17 protein-coding genes and 2 pseudogenes are annotated in these 18663 nt (G+C 69.7%); 10 read left to right on the top strand and 9 right to left on the bottom strand.

What is annotated here, in order from left to right; genetic code table 11:
• The first annotated feature begins 8 nt into the window (after positions 1-8).
• The 3 genes from QF027_RS44920 to QF027_RS44930 all read left to right on the top strand — a co-directional run bounded on the left by QF027_RS44920 (position 9) and on the right by QF027_RS44930 (position 2759).
• Positions 9-1121 (top strand): S-(hydroxymethyl)mycothiol dehydrogenase, encoded by a 1113-nt coding sequence (locus QF027_RS44920; protein ID WP_307081267.1) that lies wholly within the window; start codon positions 9-11, stop codon positions 1119-1121.
• Positions 1121-1750 carry an MBL fold metallo-hydrolase gene (locus tag QF027_RS44925; RefSeq protein WP_307081269.1) on the top strand — a complete coding sequence of 210 codons (630 nt, stop codon included), beginning with the start codon at positions 1121-1123 and terminating at the stop codon, positions 1748-1750. Before QF027_RS44920 ends, QF027_RS44925 begins: the two co-directional genes overlap by 1 nt.
• 94 nt (positions 1751-1844) lie before the next feature.
• Positions 1845-2759, top strand: coding sequence for an SDR family oxidoreductase (locus QF027_RS44930; RefSeq protein ID WP_307081271.1), 915 nt, complete (start codon positions 1845-1847; stop codon positions 2757-2759).
• Between the two features lies 1 nt (position 2760).
• Here the strand turns inward: QF027_RS44930 and QF027_RS44935 are convergent.
• A pseudogene (locus QF027_RS44935) lies at positions 2761-3278 on the bottom strand (hypothetical protein).
• Positions 3279-3328: 50 nt separating this feature from the next.
• Here QF027_RS44935 and QF027_RS44940 point away from each other — a divergent pair.
• Together QF027_RS44940 and QF027_RS44945 are read left to right on the top strand one after the other, a co-directional pair.
• The gene (locus QF027_RS44940) at positions 3329-4132 is read left to right on the top strand and encodes an SDR family NAD(P)-dependent oxidoreductase (protein WP_307081273.1); all 804 of its coding nucleotides are present in this window, start codon (positions 3329-3331) and stop codon (positions 4130-4132) included.
• A 103-nt stretch (positions 4133-4235) separates the two neighbouring features.
• Complete coding sequence (locus QF027_RS44945; RefSeq protein WP_307081275.1) at positions 4236-4931, top strand: L,D-transpeptidase family protein; 696 nt, start codon at positions 4236-4238, stop codon at positions 4929-4931.
• Positions 4932-4960: 29 nt separating this feature from the next.
• Here QF027_RS44945 and QF027_RS44950 read toward each other — a convergent pair whose 3' ends face one another.
• The 4 genes from QF027_RS44950 to QF027_RS44965 are packed head-to-tail and all read right to left on the bottom strand — an operon-like array spanning position 4961 to position 9452.
• Positions 4961-6163 carry a Gfo/Idh/MocA family protein gene (locus QF027_RS44950; RefSeq protein WP_307081277.1) on the bottom strand — a complete coding sequence of 401 codons (1203 nt, stop codon included), beginning with the start codon at positions 6161-6163 and terminating at the stop codon, positions 4961-4963.
• Between the two features lie 29 nt (positions 6164-6192).
• Entirely contained in the window at positions 6193-7533 is a 1341-nt protein-coding gene (locus tag QF027_RS44955; protein ID WP_307081278.1) for an ABC transporter substrate-binding protein, read from the bottom strand.
• A gap of 10 nt (positions 7534-7543) precedes the next feature.
• Entirely contained in the window at positions 7544-8470 is a 927-nt protein-coding gene (locus QF027_RS44960; protein WP_306973099.1) for a carbohydrate ABC transporter permease, read from the bottom strand.
• Positions 8471-8486: 16 nt separating this feature from the next.
• Complete coding sequence (locus QF027_RS44965; RefSeq protein ID WP_306973097.1) at positions 8487-9452, bottom strand: carbohydrate ABC transporter permease; 966 nt, start codon at positions 9450-9452, stop codon at positions 8487-8489.
• A gap of 167 nt (positions 9453-9619) precedes the next feature.
• Between QF027_RS44965 and QF027_RS44970 the strand changes: the two genes are divergently transcribed.
• The 3 genes from QF027_RS44970 (at position 9620) to QF027_RS44980 (ending at position 11956) form a co-directional block, all read left to right on the top strand.
• A complete protein-coding gene (locus QF027_RS44970; RefSeq protein WP_307081280.1) occupies positions 9620-10780 on the top strand; it encodes an ROK family transcriptional regulator in 1161 nt (386 codons plus the stop codon).
• 114 nt (positions 10781-10894) lie between these two features.
• Positions 10895-11080 carry a hypothetical protein gene (locus QF027_RS44975; RefSeq protein ID WP_007386663.1) on the top strand — a complete coding sequence of 62 codons (186 nt, stop codon included), beginning with the start codon at positions 10895-10897 and terminating at the stop codon, positions 11078-11080.
• Between the two features lie 54 nt (positions 11081-11134).
• Complete coding sequence (locus QF027_RS44980) at positions 11135-11956, top strand: EamA family transporter (protein WP_307081282.1); 822 nt, start codon at positions 11135-11137, stop codon at positions 11954-11956.
• 54 nt (positions 11957-12010) lie between these two features.
• Here QF027_RS44980 and QF027_RS44985 read toward each other — a convergent pair whose 3' ends face one another.
• Positions 12011-13384, bottom strand: coding sequence for a S1 family peptidase (locus QF027_RS44985; protein ID WP_307081284.1), 1374 nt, complete (start codon positions 13382-13384; stop codon positions 12011-12013).
• Positions 13385-13659: 275 nt separating this feature from the next.
• On the opposite strand from QF027_RS44985, the pseudogene QF027_RS44990 reads away from it, so the two are divergent.
• Positions 13660-13944, top strand: a pseudogene (locus QF027_RS44990) (transposase); the annotation flags it as partial.
• Here the strand turns inward: QF027_RS44990 and QF027_RS44995 are convergent.
• On the bottom strand, positions 13938-14672 hold the full coding sequence (locus QF027_RS44995) for a hypothetical protein (protein ID WP_306973090.1): 735 nt from the start codon (positions 14670-14672) through the stop codon (positions 13938-13940). The pseudogene QF027_RS44990 and the gene QF027_RS44995 overlap by 7 nt on opposite strands.
• A 289-nt stretch (positions 14673-14961) precedes the next feature.
• Positions 14962-15228: a hypothetical protein gene (locus QF027_RS45000; protein WP_307081285.1), complete on the bottom strand. Its 267-nt coding sequence runs from the start codon at positions 15226-15228 to the stop codon at positions 14962-14964.
• Positions 15229-15311: 83 nt separating this feature from the next.
• On the opposite strand from QF027_RS45000, the gene QF027_RS45005 reads away from it, so the two are divergent.
• The gene (locus QF027_RS45005; protein ID WP_306973088.1) at positions 15312-15692 is read left to right on the top strand and encodes a PPOX class F420-dependent oxidoreductase; all 381 of its coding nucleotides are present in this window, start codon (positions 15312-15314) and stop codon (positions 15690-15692) included.
• Positions 15693-15759: 67 nt separating this feature from the next.
• Here QF027_RS45005 and QF027_RS45010 read toward each other — a convergent pair whose 3' ends face one another.
• A complete protein-coding gene (locus tag QF027_RS45010; RefSeq protein WP_373432478.1) occupies positions 15760-18528 on the bottom strand; it encodes an alpha/beta hydrolase family protein in 2769 nt (922 codons plus the stop codon).
• Between the last annotated feature and the right edge of the window lie 135 nt (positions 18529-18663).

Below are 18663 nucleotides of genomic sequence, written 5' to 3' on the forward strand. Positions count from 1 at the left end.
GTCAGGCCATGGCGCAGGAGGTACGCGGAGTGATCGCACCCGGCAAGGGCGAGCCGGTGCGGGTGGAGACGATCGTCGTGCCGGACCCGGGGCCGGGCGAGGCCGTCGTCCAGGTGCAGGCCTGCGGGGTCTGTCACACCGACCTGCACTACAAGCAGGGCGGCATCAACGACGACTTCCCCTTCCTGCTGGGCCACGAGGCCGCCGGCGTGGTGGAGGCGGTCGGCGAGGGGGTGACCGACGTCGCGCCCGGCGACTTCGTGATCCTCAACTGGCGTGCCGTGTGCGGGAACTGCCGCGCCTGTCTGCGCGGGCGGCCCTGGTACTGCTTCAACACCCACAACGCGAAGCAGAAGATGACCCTCACCGGGGGCACCTCCCGGACGAAGTCTGGGGGAGGCACCGAGCTCTCGCCCGCCCTGGGCATCGGCGCCTTCGCCGAGAAGACGCTGGTCGCCGCGGGACAGTGCACCAAGGTCGACCCGTCGGTCTCGGCCGCGGTAGCGGGACTGCTGGGCTGCGGAGTGATGGCCGGCATCGGCGCCGCGATCAACACCGGGCAGGTCGGCCGGGGCGACACCGTCGCCGTCATCGGCTGCGGTGGCGTCGGCGACGCGGCGATCGCCGGATCGAATCTCGCGGGCGCGGCGAAGATCATCGCCGTCGACATCGACGACCGGAAGCTGGAGAAGGCCCGCACGATGGGCGCGACCCACACCGTCAACTCGAAGGACGCGGATCCGGTCGAGGCGATCCGTGAACTGACCGGCGGCTTCGGCGCCGACGTCGTCATAGAGGCGGTCGGCCGCCCCGAGACGTACCGGCAGGCCTTCTACGCCCGCGACCTCGCCGGCACGGTCGTGCTCGTCGGTGTGCCCACCCCCGAGATGAAGCTGGAGCTGCCTCTCCTCGACGTCTTCGGTCGCGGCGGCTCGCTCAAGTCGTCCTGGTACGGCGACTGCCTGCCCTCCCGCGACTTCCCCATGCTGATCGACCTGCATCTGCAAGGCCGCCTGGACCTGGAGGCGTTCGTGACCGAGACCATCCAACTCGACGAGGTGGAGAAGGCGTTCGAGCGCATGCACCACGGCGACGTCCTGCGCTCGGTGGTGGTGCTCTGATGGCCGCCCGCATCGAACGCCTCGTCACCTCCGGGCAGTTCAGCCTCGACGGCGGCACCTGGGACGTCGACAACAACGTCTGGATCGTCGGCGACGACCACGAGGCGATCGTCATCGACGCCGCCCACGACGCCGACGCCATCGCCGAGGCCGTGGGCGACCGCAGGCTGACCGCGATCGTCTGCACCCACGCCCACAACGACCACATCGACGCCGCGCCCGCCCTCGCCGACCGCACCGGCGCCACCATCTGGCTGCACCCCGACGACCTGCCGCTGTGGAAGCAGACCCACCCGGACCGCGACCCCGACGGCCACCTGCGCGACGGCCAGGTCATCGAGGCCGCGGGCGCCGACCTCCGGGTCCTGCACACCCCCGGGCACGCACCGGGCGCGGTCTGCCTCTACGACCCGGGCCTCGCCACCGTCTTCACCGGCGACACCCTCTTCCAGGGCGGCCCCGGCGCCACCGGCCGCTCCTACTCCCACTTCCCGACGATCATCGGCTCCATCCGCGAACGCCTGCTGGCCCTGCCGCCCGAGACGAAGGTCCTCACCGGCCACGGAGACCCGACGACGATCGGCGCCGAGGCCCCGCACCTCCAGGAATGGATCGACCGCGGCCACTGACGCCCGGCGGGTGAACCGCCCGTAAAACACGACAGAGGTTGTCCGGCTTCCCGGTCATGCTCGAAGAGACATCGGGCACAACGAGAGGTCGGACATGTCACAGCCGCTGCAAGGCAAGGTCGCGCTGGTCGCCGGAGCCACCCGGGGGGCGGGACGCGGGATCGCCGTGGAACTCGGAGCGGCGGGCGCCACCGTGTACGTCACCGGACGCAGCACCCGCGCCCGCCGCTCCGAGTACGACCGCCCCGAGACCATCGAGGACACCGCCGACCTCGTCACCGCGGCCGGCGGCCAGGGCATCGCCGTACCCACCGATCACCTGGACCCGGCGCAGGTCCGCTCGCTCGTCGACCGGATCGCCGGCGAGCAGGGCCGCCTCGACGTCCTCGTCAACGACATCTGGGGCGGTGAACACCTCTTCGCATGGGACAGCCCGGTGTGGGAGCACGACCTCGACAACGGCCTGCGCCTGCTCAGGCTCGCGGTCGAGACGCACGCGATCACCAGCCACCACGCCCTGCCCCTGCTGCTGCGCAGGCCCGGCGGCCTGGTCGTCGAGATGACCGACGGAACCGACGCCTACAACCGCGAGAACTACCGCGTCTCCTTCTTCTACGACCTCGCCAAGACGTCCGTCCTGCGCATGGCGTTCTCCCTCGGCCACGAACTCGGCCCGCGCGGCGCCACCGCCGTCGCCCTGACCCCGGGCTGGCTGCGCTCGGAGATGATGCTCGACCATTTCGCGGTGCAGGAGGACAACTGGCACGACGCCCTCGACCGCGTCCCCCACTTCGCCATCTCGGAGACCCCGCGCTATGTGGGCCGCGGCGTCGCCGCGCTGGCCACCGACCCCGACGTCGCCCGCTGGAACGGCACGTCCCTCGACAGCGGCTCGCTCGCCCGGACGTACGGCTTCACGGACGTCGACGGCAGCCGTCCCGACGCCTGGCGGTACATGGTCGAGGTCCAGGACGCGGACAAGCCGGCGGACGTGACGGGTTACCGCTAGATCAAGAGGGATGCACCGGCGGCAGCTGCCACCGCACCGCGAGGCCCGGTGGCAGTGCCAGGTCGTCGCGTACGGCGGCGTAGTAACCGTCCCGCCCGTTGCGATGCCGCTCGAGCAGCGCCCGCCACGCCGCCGGATCGCGCGTCCCGTCGCGCAGGAACCGCTCCATCTCCAGCACCACCGTGACCCATACCCGCGCCTTCTCCACCACCTCGGGGCTCCCCAGCAGAAGCAGTGCCTCCCCGTCCGGGTCCCGGGCGAGCGTGGACTCCGCCAGCAGCGGCGCGGCCTCCTGCGGGGAGAGCGGATGCGGATGGGGGTCGTTGCCGAAGTGGGACGCCACCCGGCACGCCGGCGTGATCGTCCTCTTCAGCACACGGCCAGCCGCCGCTCCTCCCAACGGGCCGCCTTTTCACGGTGGAAGCGCGCGCGGTCGCTGCGCACGACCGCCAGATACGAACCGAGTGCGCCGATGACGACGCCGATGAGTGCGGGTAGTTGCTGTATGAACGCCGGCATGGACGCACGGTATCTGCCCTGTTGATCAGTGAGGGACTACCGTCGGCCTCATGACGCACACCAAGCGCTTCGAGGGACACGGAGTTCTCGTCACGGGCGCAGCCCGCGGCATCGGTGCGGCGACGGCCCGCCGCCTGGCCGAGGAGGGAGCCGCGGTCCTGCTGACCGACCGGGACGGGACGGTCGTGGAGAGGACGGCCGCGCGCCTGCGTGAACAGGGTCTTGCCGCACGGGCCCTGGAGTGCGACGTGGCGGATCGCCCGGCCGTCGAGGCGGCCGTCGCCCACGCCGTCGACGCGTTCGGTTCGCTCGACGTCCTGGTCAACAGTGCCGCCCGGTGCACCCCGGAGACCCCGCTCTTCGAGGACGACTCCGAGGAGGAGTGGGCGCGTGACCTGGACATCACCCTGAGCGGTCCCTACCGTTGCTCGCGCGCCGCACTGCCGCACCTGGTCGCCTCCGGTCGCGGTGCGATCGTCAACATCGGCTCCGTCAACGGCCTGCAGGACTTCGGCAACCACGCCTACAGCGCCGCCAAGGCGGGCCTCGGATCCCTGACCCGCACCCTCGCCGGACACGCGGCCGGCCGCGGGGTGCGCGTCAACATGGTCGTCCCGGGCACGGTCCGCACCTCGGCCTGGGAAGGGCGCGAGGCCGAGCTCACCGAGATGCGACGGCTGTATCCCCTCGGCCGGGTCGGTGACCCCGAGGACATCGCGGCAGCCGTCGCCTTCCTCGCCTCCCGCGACGCGGCGTGGATCACCGGCACCACGCTGGTCGTCGACGGCGGCCTCACCGCGGTCAACACCGGATTCCACGCGGCGGTCCATCCGGACAGGGGCGCTCCGTCGTGAGCTTTGTCACCGTTTCGTCCCAGCGCGCCCCACGGTACAACGGACAGACGCGCACACCCGTCTAGATGGCAGAGATCGCAGGACTTATGAAGGGGACAGGACCATGGGGGACATACGCAGACGGGGTGCCGTCGTACTCGGGATCACCGGACTCGTCGCACCGCTGACCATCGCGCTGGGCGCCGCGCCCGCGCAGGCGGCGAGCTGCACGACACAGGCGGGGCCGTACCAGAAGAAGGTGGAGAAGTTCCTGGGCCGCCCGGTCGACGGCAGGCAGTCCGCCGCCGACTGCAAGGCGATCAAGGCCTTCCAGACCAAGCACGGCATCACACCGAACATCGGCTACGCCGGATCCGTCACCTGGGGCGTGATGGACCTGATGAACAAGCAGAAGGCCGTCGGCACGGACCCCAACAAGGACGGCAAGTGCCCGGTGAACAAGGGCCGTATCGCCTGCGTGAACCTCACCCTCCAGCTGAGCTGGATCCAGGACGGCGACACGCTCGTCTACGGCCCCGTCCCGGTCCGCACCGGCCGCAACGGCTACGAGACCCGCACCGGCCTGAAGAAGATCTACTGGCGCGACAAGAACCACGTCTCGTCGATCTACAACGTGCCGATGCCCTACAGCCAGTTCTTCGACGGCGGTCAGGCCTTCCACTCGGTCAACCTCAGCATGTGGAACCCGCCGGGCTCCCACGGCTGCACCAACATGACCCCCAAGGACGCCAAGAAGTACTGGTCCCTGCTGAAGAAGGGCGACGACGTCTTCGTGTACGGCCGCAAGCCGGGCACCTGAGACACCAGGCGCCCGGCGCGACGACAGCGTCACGCGTCAGGCGCGTCCCCGAAGTCCGGGATCTCCAGCCTTGCCCCGCCCTGCCGTGCGGAGTCGTGCGCGATGACGCCCGGCAGGGTGTAACGGGCCGCCACCCAGGCGTTCACCGACGGCAGGGTGCGGGTGTTCACCGCGGTCACGAAGTCGTCCACCAGGAAGTGGTGGCTGCCTTCGTGACCGTTGTGCAGGTTGTCGAACTCCCGTGGCAGCCGCGCCCGGTCGTGCACCGGCGCCGACCCGGACGTGAACGCGGCCCGAAGGTCCGGCGCGATGTGCTGGAGTGACGGGTCGTCAGGAGCCATGGTCGGCTTGGGCTCCAGGAGCTCGCTGATGTCCTTCACGCCCTTCTTGTCCTGCCAGAGGGCGACCGTGGCGAGCTGCTCCATGCTCGCCTCGGTTCCGAAGAACCGGAAACGCGACTCCCGGATGTGGGAGGGGTAGCCCACCCGCCGGAACTCGTTCGTACGGAACGACCCGCCGCCCGCCACCTCGAACAGCGCGGTCGCGTTGGAGAAGTCGTTGCCGAACCGACTGACCTCCTTGTCGAACACGCCGTCCCCGCGGTCGTCGACGACACCGATCGCCGACACGCTCACCGCGTGCGTCTGCCAGGCGCCGAGCACCCCGCCCACCGCGTGCGTGGGGTAGAGCAGCGGGGGATAGCTGGCGGTCTCCTTCCACTTCTCGCCGCCGCTGTACTGGTACGCCTCGTAGAACCCGAGGTCCATGTCGTGGACGTAGTCGCCCTCGGCGTAGAAGAGCCGCCCGAAGGCGCCCTCGGCGATCTGGTTGCGGGCGTGCACGGTCGCCGGGTTGTACTGGCTGGTCTCGCCCATCATGTACGTGAGCCCGGTCGCCCGGACCGTGTCGATGATCGCCGAGATCTCCTCGGTGGTGATGGCCATGGGCACCGCGGAGTACACGTGCTTGCCGGCGTTCAGGCCCTGGAGCACCAGGGGGCCGTGCGTCCAGCGCTGGGTGAAGATCGCGACCGCGTCGACCTCCTTCGACTCCAGCATGGCCTCGTACGTGGGGAAGGTGCCGGCCAGTCCCTGCGCCGCGGCGAGCTGCTCGGCCCGTTCGGGCAGCAGGTCGGTGACGTAGACGTCGCCGACACCGGGGTGGGCCTGGAACAGCGTGGCGAACTGGCCGGAGAACTGGCCGGCGCCGACGATGCCGAGGGAGAACGTCATGCGGGGTGTGCCCTTCACTGGTCGCGGGATCACTGCGAGAGGATCAGGTCGATCTGGTCGTTGGTCTGGTCGAGACTGGTCACGGACCTGCCGTTGCCGAAGATGTCCTGCATGGCGGGATGCATCAACGCGTACACGTCCGCGGCGTAGTTGGTGATGGGGTAGGAGAAGGTCGTGAAGTCCTTCTTGTCGGCGACCGGCTTCGTGAAGGCCGTGACGTCGATCCCCTTCTTCTTGTAGGCGGCCACGGCGGCCGCGGTTCCGTCAGGGGTGGCGGGGAAGACGATGCCGTAACCGCCCACCGTCTTCTGGCACTCGTCCGAGGACAGGTATTTCACCCACTTGCGGGCACCGTCCTTGTTGCGGGCGTTCTTGGTGATGGAGTCGGCGAGGCCGTTCATCATGGTGGCGCGCTTGCCGGTGGGGCCTTCGGGGGTGACGGCGGTGCGCATGTCGAGGCCCTTGAACCCCGCGTACGTCGAGATCATCCAGGCGCCGTCGAAGGCTGTGGCCGCCTTTCCCGCCGCGACCTGGGTGTTGGCCTGGTTGGACTGGGAGTTGTAGTCGGTGAAGGGCGCCATGTAGCCCTTCTTCGCCAGTCCGAAGTACCACTTGACGGCCGACTGGAAGGTCGGGCTGTCGTACCGGTACTTCGCGCCCCACCGCTTCTTGTCGGTGTAGCTCCAGCCGGCGGAGGCGGTGAAGGTGCTCCACTGGGTCTGTCCGTCGCCGTCGCCGCCGCCGTTGGTGGCGAGGCCGTACACCTTGACGTTGTTCTTGTCGAAGCCCGGCTCGTCGCCCCGCTTGCCGTTCCTGTCGACGGTGAGGTGGGCGATGGCCTTCTCGAACGTGCCGCCGTCCTTGGGGTTCCAGGCCAGATCGTTCAGCTGGGCCGGCGTGAGCCCGGCCGCGTCGGTCAGCTTCTTGTTGTAGAAGAGGGCGACGGTGTCCCAGTCCTTGGGGGCGCCGTAGCGGTGGCCGTCCTGGCCCATCCAGTTGGCCGCAAGGCCGGGCTGGTAGGCGGACTCGTCGATGCCCAGGTCGTCGAGCGGTTCGAGGACCTTCAGGTCGGCGAACTGGCCGAACTTCTGGATGTGGTCGGTGAACACGTCCGGCTCGGTGCCCGCGATGAAGCTCGCGGTGAGCTTGGTCCAGTAGTCGTCCCAGCCCAGCTGGGTGATCTTCACGTGCAGTCCGGGATTCTGCTGCTCGAAGTCCTTGGCGCAGGCCTGGTAGGCGGGCTGCTGGTTGGAGTCCCACAGCCAGTACGTCACCGTCTTCGAGGAGGACCCGGCGGAGCCGCCCTCCGCGCACCCCGTCAGACAGAGGGCCAGTGCGCCGGCCAGCGCGGTCAGCGTACGAAGTCGCATCACAAGTCCCTCACTTGATCCCGGTGAAGCTGATGGTGGACACGATGCGGCGCGCGAAGAAGCCGAACAGCACCAGCATCGGCAGCGCGGCGATGAGCGTCGCCGCCATGAGGCCCGACCAGTCGACGCCGGACTGCGGGGTCTGCGCGCGGAAGATGGCCAGTGCGACGGTCAGCACGCGTGAGTTGTCGCTGTAGGACACCATCAGCGGCCAGAAGTAGTCGTTCCAGGATGTGATGTACGTCAGCACGGCCAGGGTCAGGACCGGTGTGGAGGCCATCGGCAGCAGCACCCGGAAGAAGATCCGCACCTTCCCGGCGCCGTCCAGCAGGGCTGCCTCCTCGACCTCGCGGGGCACGTTCATGAAGAACTGCCTCAGGAAGAACACCGCGAACGGCGTCATGAACATCGTCGGCAGTGCGATGCCCAACAGGTTGTCGATCAGGCCGAGTTCCTTGATGAGCACGAAGTTCGGCAGCAGCGTGAAGATGGTCGGCACCATCAGCCCGGCCAGGAACAGCGCGAACACCTTGTCGCGACCGCGCCAGCGCAGCCGGGCGAAGGCGTACGCGGCCATCGCGGAGAAGAAGATCTGGCAGACGGTCACCAGGGTGGAGACGATCACCGAGTTGAGCAGATAGCGCCAGAACTTCAGTCCGCCGCCCGCGCCGCCCTGCGCGATAGCGTCCTTCGTGGACTCCAGGCCCAGGGCGCGGGCGAACCCGGTGCCGGTCGGGTTCACCGGCAGTGGGTCGGACGCGTGGGCGGCGAGCCCGGAGTTGGTGGACAGCGCGGTGCGCAGGATCCAGTAGAAGGGCAGCAGGGTCACGAGCACGATCGCACCCATCGCCGTCCAGGCCAGGACCCGGCCGGGGGAGAGGGGACGGCGCCCGGTGGGCCGTACGCGTGTCGTCGTGGTGGTGGTCACGGCAGCCATGTCGACTCCTTCCGGGTCAGCCGAGATCGGTCTGGCCGGCCCGGGTGAGCCGGTACTGCAGGACGGTGATCGCGCTCAGCACCACCAGGAGGGCGACGGACATCGCGGACGCGTAGCCGAACTGGAAGCGGCCGAAGGCCGATTGGTAGATGTAGAACTGGAGCACGTTGGTGGCGTTCGCCGGGCCGCCCGCGGTCGTCACGGCGACCGTGTCGAACACCTGGAACGAACCGATCACTGTCATGATCAGAACGACCGCCAGGACCGGCCGCAGCAACGGCATGGTGATCCGCCAGAACATCCGCCACTCGCTCGCGCCGTCCACCTTCGCCGCCTCGTACATGTCGTTCGGGATGGCCATGAGCCCCGCGAACAGCAGCAGGGCGGTGTAGCCGACGTGCCGCCACACGTTGATCAGGGCGATCGTCGGGATCGCCCAGGTCTCGTCCGCGAGGAAGGGGATGCGGTCGAAGCCGAGCCCGGCGATGATCTCGTTGCCGATGCCGAGCTGGTTGTCGAGGATCCACAGCCAGACCAGGCCCGCGACGACGTTCGACATCAGATACGGCGTGAGCACGATGCCGCGCAGCACCGCCGACTGGGTCAGACGCTGCAACAGGACGGCGATGGCGAGGGCCGACACCGTCTGGACCCCGATGTTGATGACCACGTACTCGACGGTGACCTTCAGCGACTCCCAGAAGATGGGGTCGTGGATCATCCGGTCGTAGTTGGCGAGGCCCACCCACTCCGCCGGGGTCAGCAGGTTGAAGCGGGTGAAGCTCAGATAGATGCCCCGCAGCGTCGGCCAGAGCAGGAAGACCACGAAGCCCACCAGGGCCGGGGCGATGAACACCGCGGCCAGGCGCCCGTCGCCCCCGCTCGACCCGCCTGAGCCCGGCTCCGTGCCCGGTTTGGTCCGTGCCCCCTCGGTGCCGCTGAGCGGCAGACGCGACGGAGGGCTGCTGGAGGCGATGGTCATCGGGAGACTCCCTCGTCTTCGGTGGCTCGTCCTCGGCCACTTACTTTTGTCGTGGAAGAATCCATGCGTCAAGAGGCCTGCAAACATCTTTTCAGCGCCACCATGCACGCGGTAACATGGCCACGTTGCTTTTATGGCGAAAGAAATCATGTGGGAGTCTGACCTTCATGACCGCAGTTGCCGCCAGCTGGCTACCCCTGAGCACCGGCGAGCGCTCGGTGGCGATCGAGGTGCTCGTCCACGGCCCGCTGTCGCGCACCGAACTCGCCCGCCGCCTCGACCTCTCCGCGGGCAGCCTCACCCGGCTGACCAAACCGCTCATCGAGTCGGGCCTGCTGATCGAGGTCCCCGAGGCGGGCATCCCGGCCGAAGTGCGCCAGGGGCGCCCCTCGCAGCCCCTCGACGTGGTCGCCGAGTCCCGGTCCTTCATCGGCTTCAAGATCACCGAGGACATGGTCTACGGCGTCGTCACCACCCTCAGGAGCGACATCGTCGCCCGCCACGACCGGCCCCTGGTCAGCCACGATCCCGCCGAAGTCGCCGACCTGCTCGCGGAGATGACCGTCGAACTGGCCCGCGGGTGCCCGCGTCTCGCAGGCATCGGTATCGGGGTGGGCGGCTTCGTCCAGGAGCGTGCCGTGGTCGGCGAGTCCCCGTTCCTGCACTGGCGGGACGTCCCCCTCGGTGAACTCGTCGAGGAGCGCACGGGGTTGCCGGTGGTCGTCGAGAACGACGTCGCCGCCCTCGTCGAGGCCGAGACCTGGTTCGGCGCCGGCCGCGGCCTCGACCGCTTCGTCGTCCTCACCATCGGCGCCGGCATCGGCTACGGCCTCGTCCTCGGCGGCCGGCGCGTGCCCTACGCCGAGGAGGACCGGGGCTTCGGACGGCACTGGATCATCGACCCCAACGGGCCCCTCACGCCCGACGGCAACCGCGGCAGCGCCGTCTCCCTGCTGACCATCCCCAACATCCGCTACCAGGTGCATGCCGCCACCGGCCGCGACCACACCTACGAGGAGATCCTCGCCCTCGCCGCGGCCGGCGACCCCATGCCCGCCCGCGTCATCGGCGAGGCCGGGCGCGCCCTCGGCGTCCTGGTCGCCCAGATCGCCAACTTCGCCATGCCGCAGAAGATCATGCTCGCCGGAGAGGGTGTCGGTCTCATGGACGTGGCGGGCAAGACCGTGGCGGACACGATCCGCGCCCACCGCCACCCCCTGGCCGGCCCGGTCGACCTGGAGACCAGGGTGTCCGACTTCCACGACTGGGCTCGCGGAGCCGCCGTGCTGGCGATCCAGGTGCTGGTCCTGGGTGTGGCCGAAGTATGAACAGGGTCACGCCCCTTGACAGCGCGCGCCTGGCAGATGGACGTGATCAGCAACACGGTCCGATATGCCCTTTTCTGATGTGATTACTCACGGCGCCTTCACTTCCGTAGCCGTATGCTTCACACCATGTCCACCACTGTTGAACCCGTGACCGATCGATCGGCCGACGAGGTCAACGAGGAGATCCGGGCCCTGTGGCGCCGGGCGGGCGGGACACTGAGCGGCGAGCAGCGTGAGGAATACCAGCGCCTCGTCCTGGAGTGGGCCGCCGCCGCTCCGCAGCCGGTCCGGGCGGCCTGACCCCGACGATCGACGCGGGGCATCACCGCCCCGTCCCTGGGCACCCCTGACGGGATGGGCCCTCTCCTCGCACTGGCCTCAGCGGTCTGCTACGGCATCGTCGACTTCACCGGCGGTCTGCTGTCCCGCCGCGCGCACTTCGCCGCCGTCACCTTCCTCGGGCAGGTGGGCGGCCTGCTCCTGGCCACCTCTGCCGCGCTCTTCCTCCCCGCCGACTCCGTACGCCCCGTCGACCTCCTGTGGGGCGCGCTCTCCGGTGTCGGAAGCGGCGCCGCCATGCACTTCCTCAACCGCGGCCTCAGCCACGGCGCGATGAGCGTGGTCGTGCCCGTCAGCGCCGTCACCGGGGTCGCCCTCTCCGTCGTGTGCGGAGTGCTGCTCGGCGACCGGCCCACCGCCGTGGCCTGGCTGGGGATCGTCCTCTCGGTGCCCGCCCTCTGGATGGTCTGCGGCGGCGGTGCGGACGGCGGCGGAGGAGTCCCCGACGGGTTGCTGGCCAGTGGCGGCGTCGCACTCCAGTACATCGCCCTCGCCCAGGCCGGTGCCTCCAGCGGACTGTGGCCGGTGGCCGCAGGACGGGTGGCCGCCGTACTCGTCCTGCTGCCCGCGGCGGCACGAAACCCTCGGCGGCTGCGCCTGCCGCCCGTACGAGCTGCGCAGGCGGTGCTGGTCGGAGCGGGCGCGGCCCTCGGACTCCTGCTCTATCTGCTCGCCGCCCAGCGGCAGATGCTGGCCGTCGCCGTCGTCCTGGCCTCCCTCTACCCGGCCCTCCCCGTGATCCTCGGACTCGCCCTGCTGCACGAGCGGCTGAGCCGGAAGCAGGTGGTGGGCCTCGCGGGGGCGGGGGTCGCCACGGTCCTGCTGAGCCTGGGATGAACAACCGGTGCTGCTCACCGGTCCTGCTCGGCCCGGGACGAAGAGCCGGCGGGCTCAGCCCCAAGTCGCCGAGTAGTACCGCTGATACGCCTTACGGTCCTGTTCCGAGCGGATGTACCGCGTCGCCACCAGCGCGATCAGACTTCCCCCGACGACCAGCAGACCCGGCCCGATGTTCCGGGTGTCCGTGAGCCGGCTCAGCAGGGGCGTGCCCTGCGCACCCTCCACCGCCGCCGAGGAACCGGGAGAGGCCCCACCGGGAGCGATCGAGCCCTGCGCCTGCGCCGAGGTGGCCGACGGAGCGGGAGACGCCCCGCCGGCGGCAGCCGGGTTCGACACGATCAACTGCATGCCGAGCTCCGTCAGCGCCTTCGTCACCGGCTGGAAGAACGTCGTACCGCCCTGCGTGCAGTCACCGCTGCCGCCCGAGGTGATGCCGAGCGCGATCCCCTCGGAGAACATCGGACCGCCGCTGTCCCCGGGCTCGGCGCACACGTTCGTCTCGATCAACCCGGTGACCGTGCCCTCCGGGTAGTTCACCGTCGCGTTGACCGCCGTCACCTGACCGTCGCGCAGCCCGCTCGTGCTGCCGCTGCGGAACACCCGCTGCCCGATGGACGGATCGCCCGCGCCGGTGATCTGCACGCCCTTGCCGTTGCCGATGAACACGACACCGGCTTCGTCGCCCGCCTTCCCGTTGGCGTACTGCACCAGCGAGAAGTCGTTGCCCGGGAAGCTCTGGGTGACCGTCTTGCCGAGCTGGTTGGTGCCCCCGGTGTCCGCGAACCAGGTCGAACCGGTGGGACCGCAGTGCCCGGCCGTGAGGATGAAGTCGCTCTGGCCGTTGGTCACGTTGAACCCCGCCGAACAGCGTCCGCCGGTCGACAGGATGGGCTGTGCCCCGTTCAGACGGGGAGTGAAGGTGCCCTCGGTGCGCTCCATGCGGACGAAGCCACCGATACCGTCAGCGACCTTGGTCATGGCGGACCAGTCGGACGCCGAGACCGTGCTGTCCCCCTGCACCACCACCTCATTGGTCCGGTAATCCATGGACCAGGCGGTCCCGGCGACCCGGGGAGCGGAACGCAGCGTCTTCGTCGCCGATTTGAGCTCGTCCATGCTGTGCCCGACGACCTTCGCCCTGGCCCCCGCCTCGCGCACCTGGGCGGCCGCCTGCTCGTCGGTGACCGCGACGACCGGCTTGCCGTCGGTGCCGATCCAGGTGCCGGCCGTACGGGAGGAGCCGAGCCGCGACACCAGATCCGCCCCCGTCCGCCCGGCCTCCATGGCGTAGGTGTGCGGCACGGCGGTGATGGCGGGAGTCTCGCTCGCGACGGCGCGCGTGACCATCGCACCTCCCAGGAGGAGTCCGCCGACTGCCGCCAGCCGTGTCACTCGCCGGACGACCCGTCGTCGTGCGTGCCTCATGCATGGCTCCCGAACCCGAAAAAGCGGTGTCTGCACCGCAGGGCCCTCCGGTCGTTGAGCGCCCACCTTGCATACGTGGCCGGGGCCGGACGCGTTCACGACAGCCGGTGATCCTGTGCCGCAGGATCCACCTGAGGCGTCTCAACCAGCCGCGCGCAGGCCCGCGTTGGCCACATTCCCGCGCATCCGGGCCCAGCTGGGGGCGGCGATGCTACCGAACTTGAACGGGTGATGTCGGAACCGGCCACCCGACGTGAGTCGCCTGTCCCAACACCCATCGAGCCGCGGGAACGTGCGAGTACGCCGCTGCACATGACTGGCTCACCATCATTCAACTGCCCTCGTACGCGCCAGACCTGAACCCGGTCGAGGGCGTCTGGTCGCTGTTACGGCGGGGGCCGCCGGCCAATACCGCCTTCACCGACGACGAACATCTCGAACACACCCTGCGCCGGGGCCTGCGCCACATCCAACTCCGCCCGGACCTGATCGACGGCTGCTTCACCGGCACCGGAATCACACTCACCCACCAGCCGACAACAACCCCAAGAGCTCAGTAGCCGTCCTTGTGAACCGCGTCGGTCGAGACGTCAGTCGGAGCGCTGATCAGCTGCTGGAGGTGGTGAATGAAGTGCGGGTCGTCGAGACGGGAATCGGTGACACGGTCGCGCACATCGGTGAGGAGCCACTCCACCAGCTCCGCGGTGGCGTGGTACTCGCTGTGGAACCCTAGGCTCAGGTCGGTGATCTCGTACTCGAACAGCACATCGGCCATCAGGTCCGCCAAGTGCGCGTCGGCGGCCGGGGTCCGGGTGGCGGTCCATATGTCCAGCCAGGGGCGCAGGCTGTCGGTGGCGACGGTGATGAGGCCGAGGGTGTCCCTGATGGACACCGGGCTGGCGTGGGTGTGCAAGGTGGACTGCCACCATGCGGTCCAGACGTTGCGAAGAGCGTCGGCCAGGGGCGCGTCCCAGGTGCTCCAGCCCGCCTCGACCAGACGGGTGGCGATCAGCGCCTCGGAGACGTGGAACTGACCGGCGACAAGGGGGCGGATGATGCGCGGGACGAGACGGCGGTAGAGACGCGGGAAGTCGTCCCAGTGGCTGGGCACCTCTCCGGCGGCCGCGGACACCATGTCGTCGGATATGAGGTGCAGTGGCCTGGAGAGTTCGGCGAGTCCCTCCTCGCCGTAGCAGTACGTGCAACCCCCGACGGGGAACGGCTCTTCAGAGGCGAAGGCGCGGTCCAGTGCATCGAGGGCTGTCATGAGCTGCTGATGGTGTGACATGGCGACCCGCCGGGGGACTCCGTCCGGGTGACCGGCGAAGATTGCAGGCTATCAGGCTGTGCCGGAGCAGATGCTGCGGCTGACCCGTCACTACTCGACTACGAATCGAAATTCTCAGTAGGAATCAGTAGGAATCAGTAGGGAAATCTATTGGGCGAAGTGCTCTCACGACCGGGGTGGTGGAAGCTTGCCTCGAACGCCGCCTGCGGGGGCGGGTAGCGCACGCCCTCCGCAGCCTCGGAGACCACGAGCTCGCTCTGCCTGTCGCCGAAGTGCGGGTCCATGTTGTTCAGAATGACCGCTGAGACGCGCTCACCAGCGAACAGGCCTCCGTACGGCTGAACAGCAAGGACGTGGGCATGCCCGTGGACCGGCCGTACTCCTCGGCAGGGGAGCGGATCTGATGCCGCAACTCACGGAAGCATTCCGCGGCGACGTCCGTCGGCAGCCGTACGCTCCCGTGCGGGAACACGTCCGTGTTAGCGGCCAGGAGGTGCTCGCCGTCCGAGCCGGAGTCGCCGCACGCGATCTCTTCGTCGCCACGGCTGCAGATCACGCCCGGGCCCCCGTCTCGTGCTCCACGACCAGCATCACGTACCGCGTCTGCACAGGTCGAACGCGTTTGCCTAGACTTCCGTCATGGACGACACGCAGCTGGAGCGGCTCGGCGCGGGCAAGTACCTGCTGCTCACCAGCTTTCGCAAGAACGGCACTCCGGTCGCCACGCCCGTGTGGGTGGTCCGCGACGGGGACGCGCTCGGCGTGTGGTCGGCGGCCGACGCCTGGAAGGTGAAACGGATCCGGGCCCGCGCGGACGTCCTCGTCGGCCCCTGCGACATGCGCGGCAACCCGACCGGCGACCAGATCCCGGCCACGGCGGAGATCTGCGACGCGGCGACCACCGCCCGCTACCGGCAGCTCCTGGCCCGGAAGTACGGCATCGTCGGCCGGCTCTCGCTCCTCGGCAGCAGGCTGCGCCGCGGAGTGGACGGGACGGTCGGAATCCGCGTGACCTTGTGACGAACGGGGCCCGGTCGGACCGGGCCCCGCACACAGGGTCATTACGAACTGTCGTACGGCCCGGTGCTCACGGCCGTTCGAGCACCGTTCCGGTCAGCACCGGCTTGTCGGGCAGCGGATCGGCGTTGTTGTCGGTCAGCGCGAGGCGCATCGACTCGGTCGGTTCGGCCACCTGGTCCTGGACGGTCGGCACGATGAAGTCCGCGCTGGTGCTCCCCGGGGGGATGTTCAGCCACACCCACAGGTTCGCGTCGGACAGCGGCCGCTCCGGGTCGGGCACGTCACCGGACCAGTCCCGGAGCCACTGCGGGTCCACGTCCTTGGTGGACAGCTCGGTGCCCTCGGTGACCGGAAGCACCCGGATCGGCTGCCAGATGTCCACGGTCGCGGGCGCGTCCACGGACATCCGCCAGGTCAGCGTCTCTCCCTCGGGCACCCGGTCCGCGACCGGCGTCAGGGTGATCACCGGCTCAGGGTCGTCGTTCTCGGCGGTGACCCCGCCCCGGTGCTTGCCGACGACGGCGTGGTGGACGGCCTTGACGGCGATGTCGTGCTCCACGTCGTAGCCGTAGTCCGTGTCGCCCTTCACCTCGACCGGTACGTCGATCGCGTGACTGCCGGGCCGTACGGTCACGAGCCTGTTCTCGGCCCGGCCGCTGTCCGGGTCGAGGACGTACACGCGGACCTGGCCGCTGCCGTGCCCGGAGATCTCGACCGGGATCCGGTAGGTGCGGGTGCCCGAGTCGCCCTCCTTGACGATCACGCGGCCCACGTCGACGCGCGGCAGTGCCGCCGCCCTGACCGCCGGAGTGCCGGGCGCCCAGCCCCAGGCATCCATCAGCCAGGCCCGCCCGGAGGCCGAACGGGGCGTCAGCTCAAGGGACTTGACGTGCCGGAGATCGAGCCCGGCCCGGGTCGCCGCCGTCAGCGGGACGCGCAACTCCTGAGCCCAGTACGACGCGGTGTTCTCGGAGCCGGGGAGCCCGTCCACCCGGACCGAGCCCAGCGTCACCCGACGCTCGGAGGCGTCGGTGACGGACACGTCGAACGTGGTGCCGGTCGTGTTCGGCGGCACGAAGACCCGCAGCGCGAGCTTGTGGGAACCGTGCAGAGAGAGCGGCTCGGCCGGAGTGACATGCGCGGCCGTGCCCGGCGCGGACCACTTCAGGTCCACCGCGCTGCGGCCGGTCTCCTGCTCCGTCTCCCACGACGCGAAGTGCGGTGACGAGCCGGGAGTCTCCGGGTCCAGACACGCCACGGCAGGGTCCGGATCGATCGCCGAACACACCCGGGCCCCGGTCACCTCGGCCCCGGCGTCCGGCAGGAAGCCACCGCTGCGGCGGCCGCCGACCGCGTGGGCCAGCACCCGGGCCGGGTCCGCGGACGGGGCCCGCTTGCCGGAACCGTCGAGCAGCGGACGCACCCGGTCGTCCCCGGCGAGGAAGAGCCGGGCCGCGGCGGCGATGTACGTGGAACCCGCCTGGTGCTGCTGGGCGGCGGTCAGCCGAGTCGCGGCACCCGGCGAGCACACCGGGTCCGGCTGCTCGGGGTCGGTCCAGAAGTCGTCCGAGGCCGGCGCCTCGGCCTCACCCGGGGTCCACTCGCTGTTGAAGTAGTTGTGGTTGGCGCCGACCATGTAGACCGCACTGTGCAGCGCGGTGCCCCGGCTGACCCCACGGGTCCCGTCGACGAAGTCCTCGCCCTGGAGGTCCGACACATCGCCGTCGCAGCCCGGCAGGAGCGTCACGTTCGGCACGTCGGCGACCGGATTCTGGCCGAAGATCGTCGGTCCGACGAGCACGGTCCCGCGCACCTTCCAGCGCACCGGGCCCTGGTAGCCGTCCTCGGCGGCGGGCGGCGGGTAGAGGCTGTCCATGGCGGCCCGGTTGACGCCCTCGCCGCCGCGCGAGTGGCCCACGAGCAGGACCCGGGAGAGGTCGGCCTTCGCGGCCTCGCGCACCACGGTCGGGGCGGTGGAGCGGTGAGCGGTCCAGTCGGCCCAGCGGGCGAGGTGCTGCCGTACCAGCGAGGATCGCGCCTGCGCGCCGGCGTCCTCGGCCTGCCAGTCCTGGGCGTTGATGCCGTTCGCCGAGATCGACACCGTCACATAGCCCTGCGAGGCCAGCAGTTGCTGGTCGCGCAGATAGCCCTTGTCGCTCGGGATCGGCTTGTAGCCGTCCGCGCAGGGCCAGTCGCCGGTGATGTCGTCCTCGGTGCCCGGCTTGTAGCAGGTGCCGTGGCGGCCGTGCAGGAACAGCGCGAGCGGCCGGCTGCCGGTGGCACCCTTCGGCGCCACCACCTGGGCACGCATCTCGACCGGGGTGGCGAACCCCGGCAGGCGCACGGGGTCGAGGTCGTACGCACCGGTGACGGTGCGGTACGAGCCGGGTCTGCCCGGATCGACGTCGTTCGCCGGAGCCTGTGCGGGCACCCGTGCACTGCGCGGGCCGGACTTGTGCGTGTCATCGGCCGCCGCGTCCAACCGGCGTCCCGCAGCTGTCACTTGAAGATCCGTCAGCTGTGTGGGTCGCGTCTCGTCGAGGGCGAGCCGGAAGGTCCGCCCGTCCCTCGCCGGTTTCGGCACCCCGAGCAGCCGGTCCCCGGTCCGGAACTCGACGCGCGCGTCTCCCATGGGCACGGTCTTCGGCGCACGCCAGACCAGCTCACGCGCCCCGCTCTCCCCGTCGATCCGCCAGCCGGGCGGAAGTGAGTTGTCATCCGTCGCACTCAACAGCCTTGAGTCAGGCGGCTGTTCAGCCTGTGCCAGTCCGGGCGAACCCGCCACGGCCGCCAGCACCGCCACGGCGGTCACACATATTCGCCGGGCACGGATCAATGGCTCTCTCCTCACATCCCCGTGCGCAGACGTCCCGTCGGTCCCGGGCGCCTCTCGCGTCACCTAGGACGGGGGAGGGGCGTCTGTGGGTTGTCTGTGAGGAGACAGCGATCGCGGACGAGCGATGCGATCGAG

Source organism: Streptomyces canus, from assembly GCF_030816965.1.
GTDB classification, from domain to species: domain Bacteria; phylum Actinomycetota; class Actinomycetes; order Streptomycetales; family Streptomycetaceae; genus Streptomyces; species Streptomyces canus_E.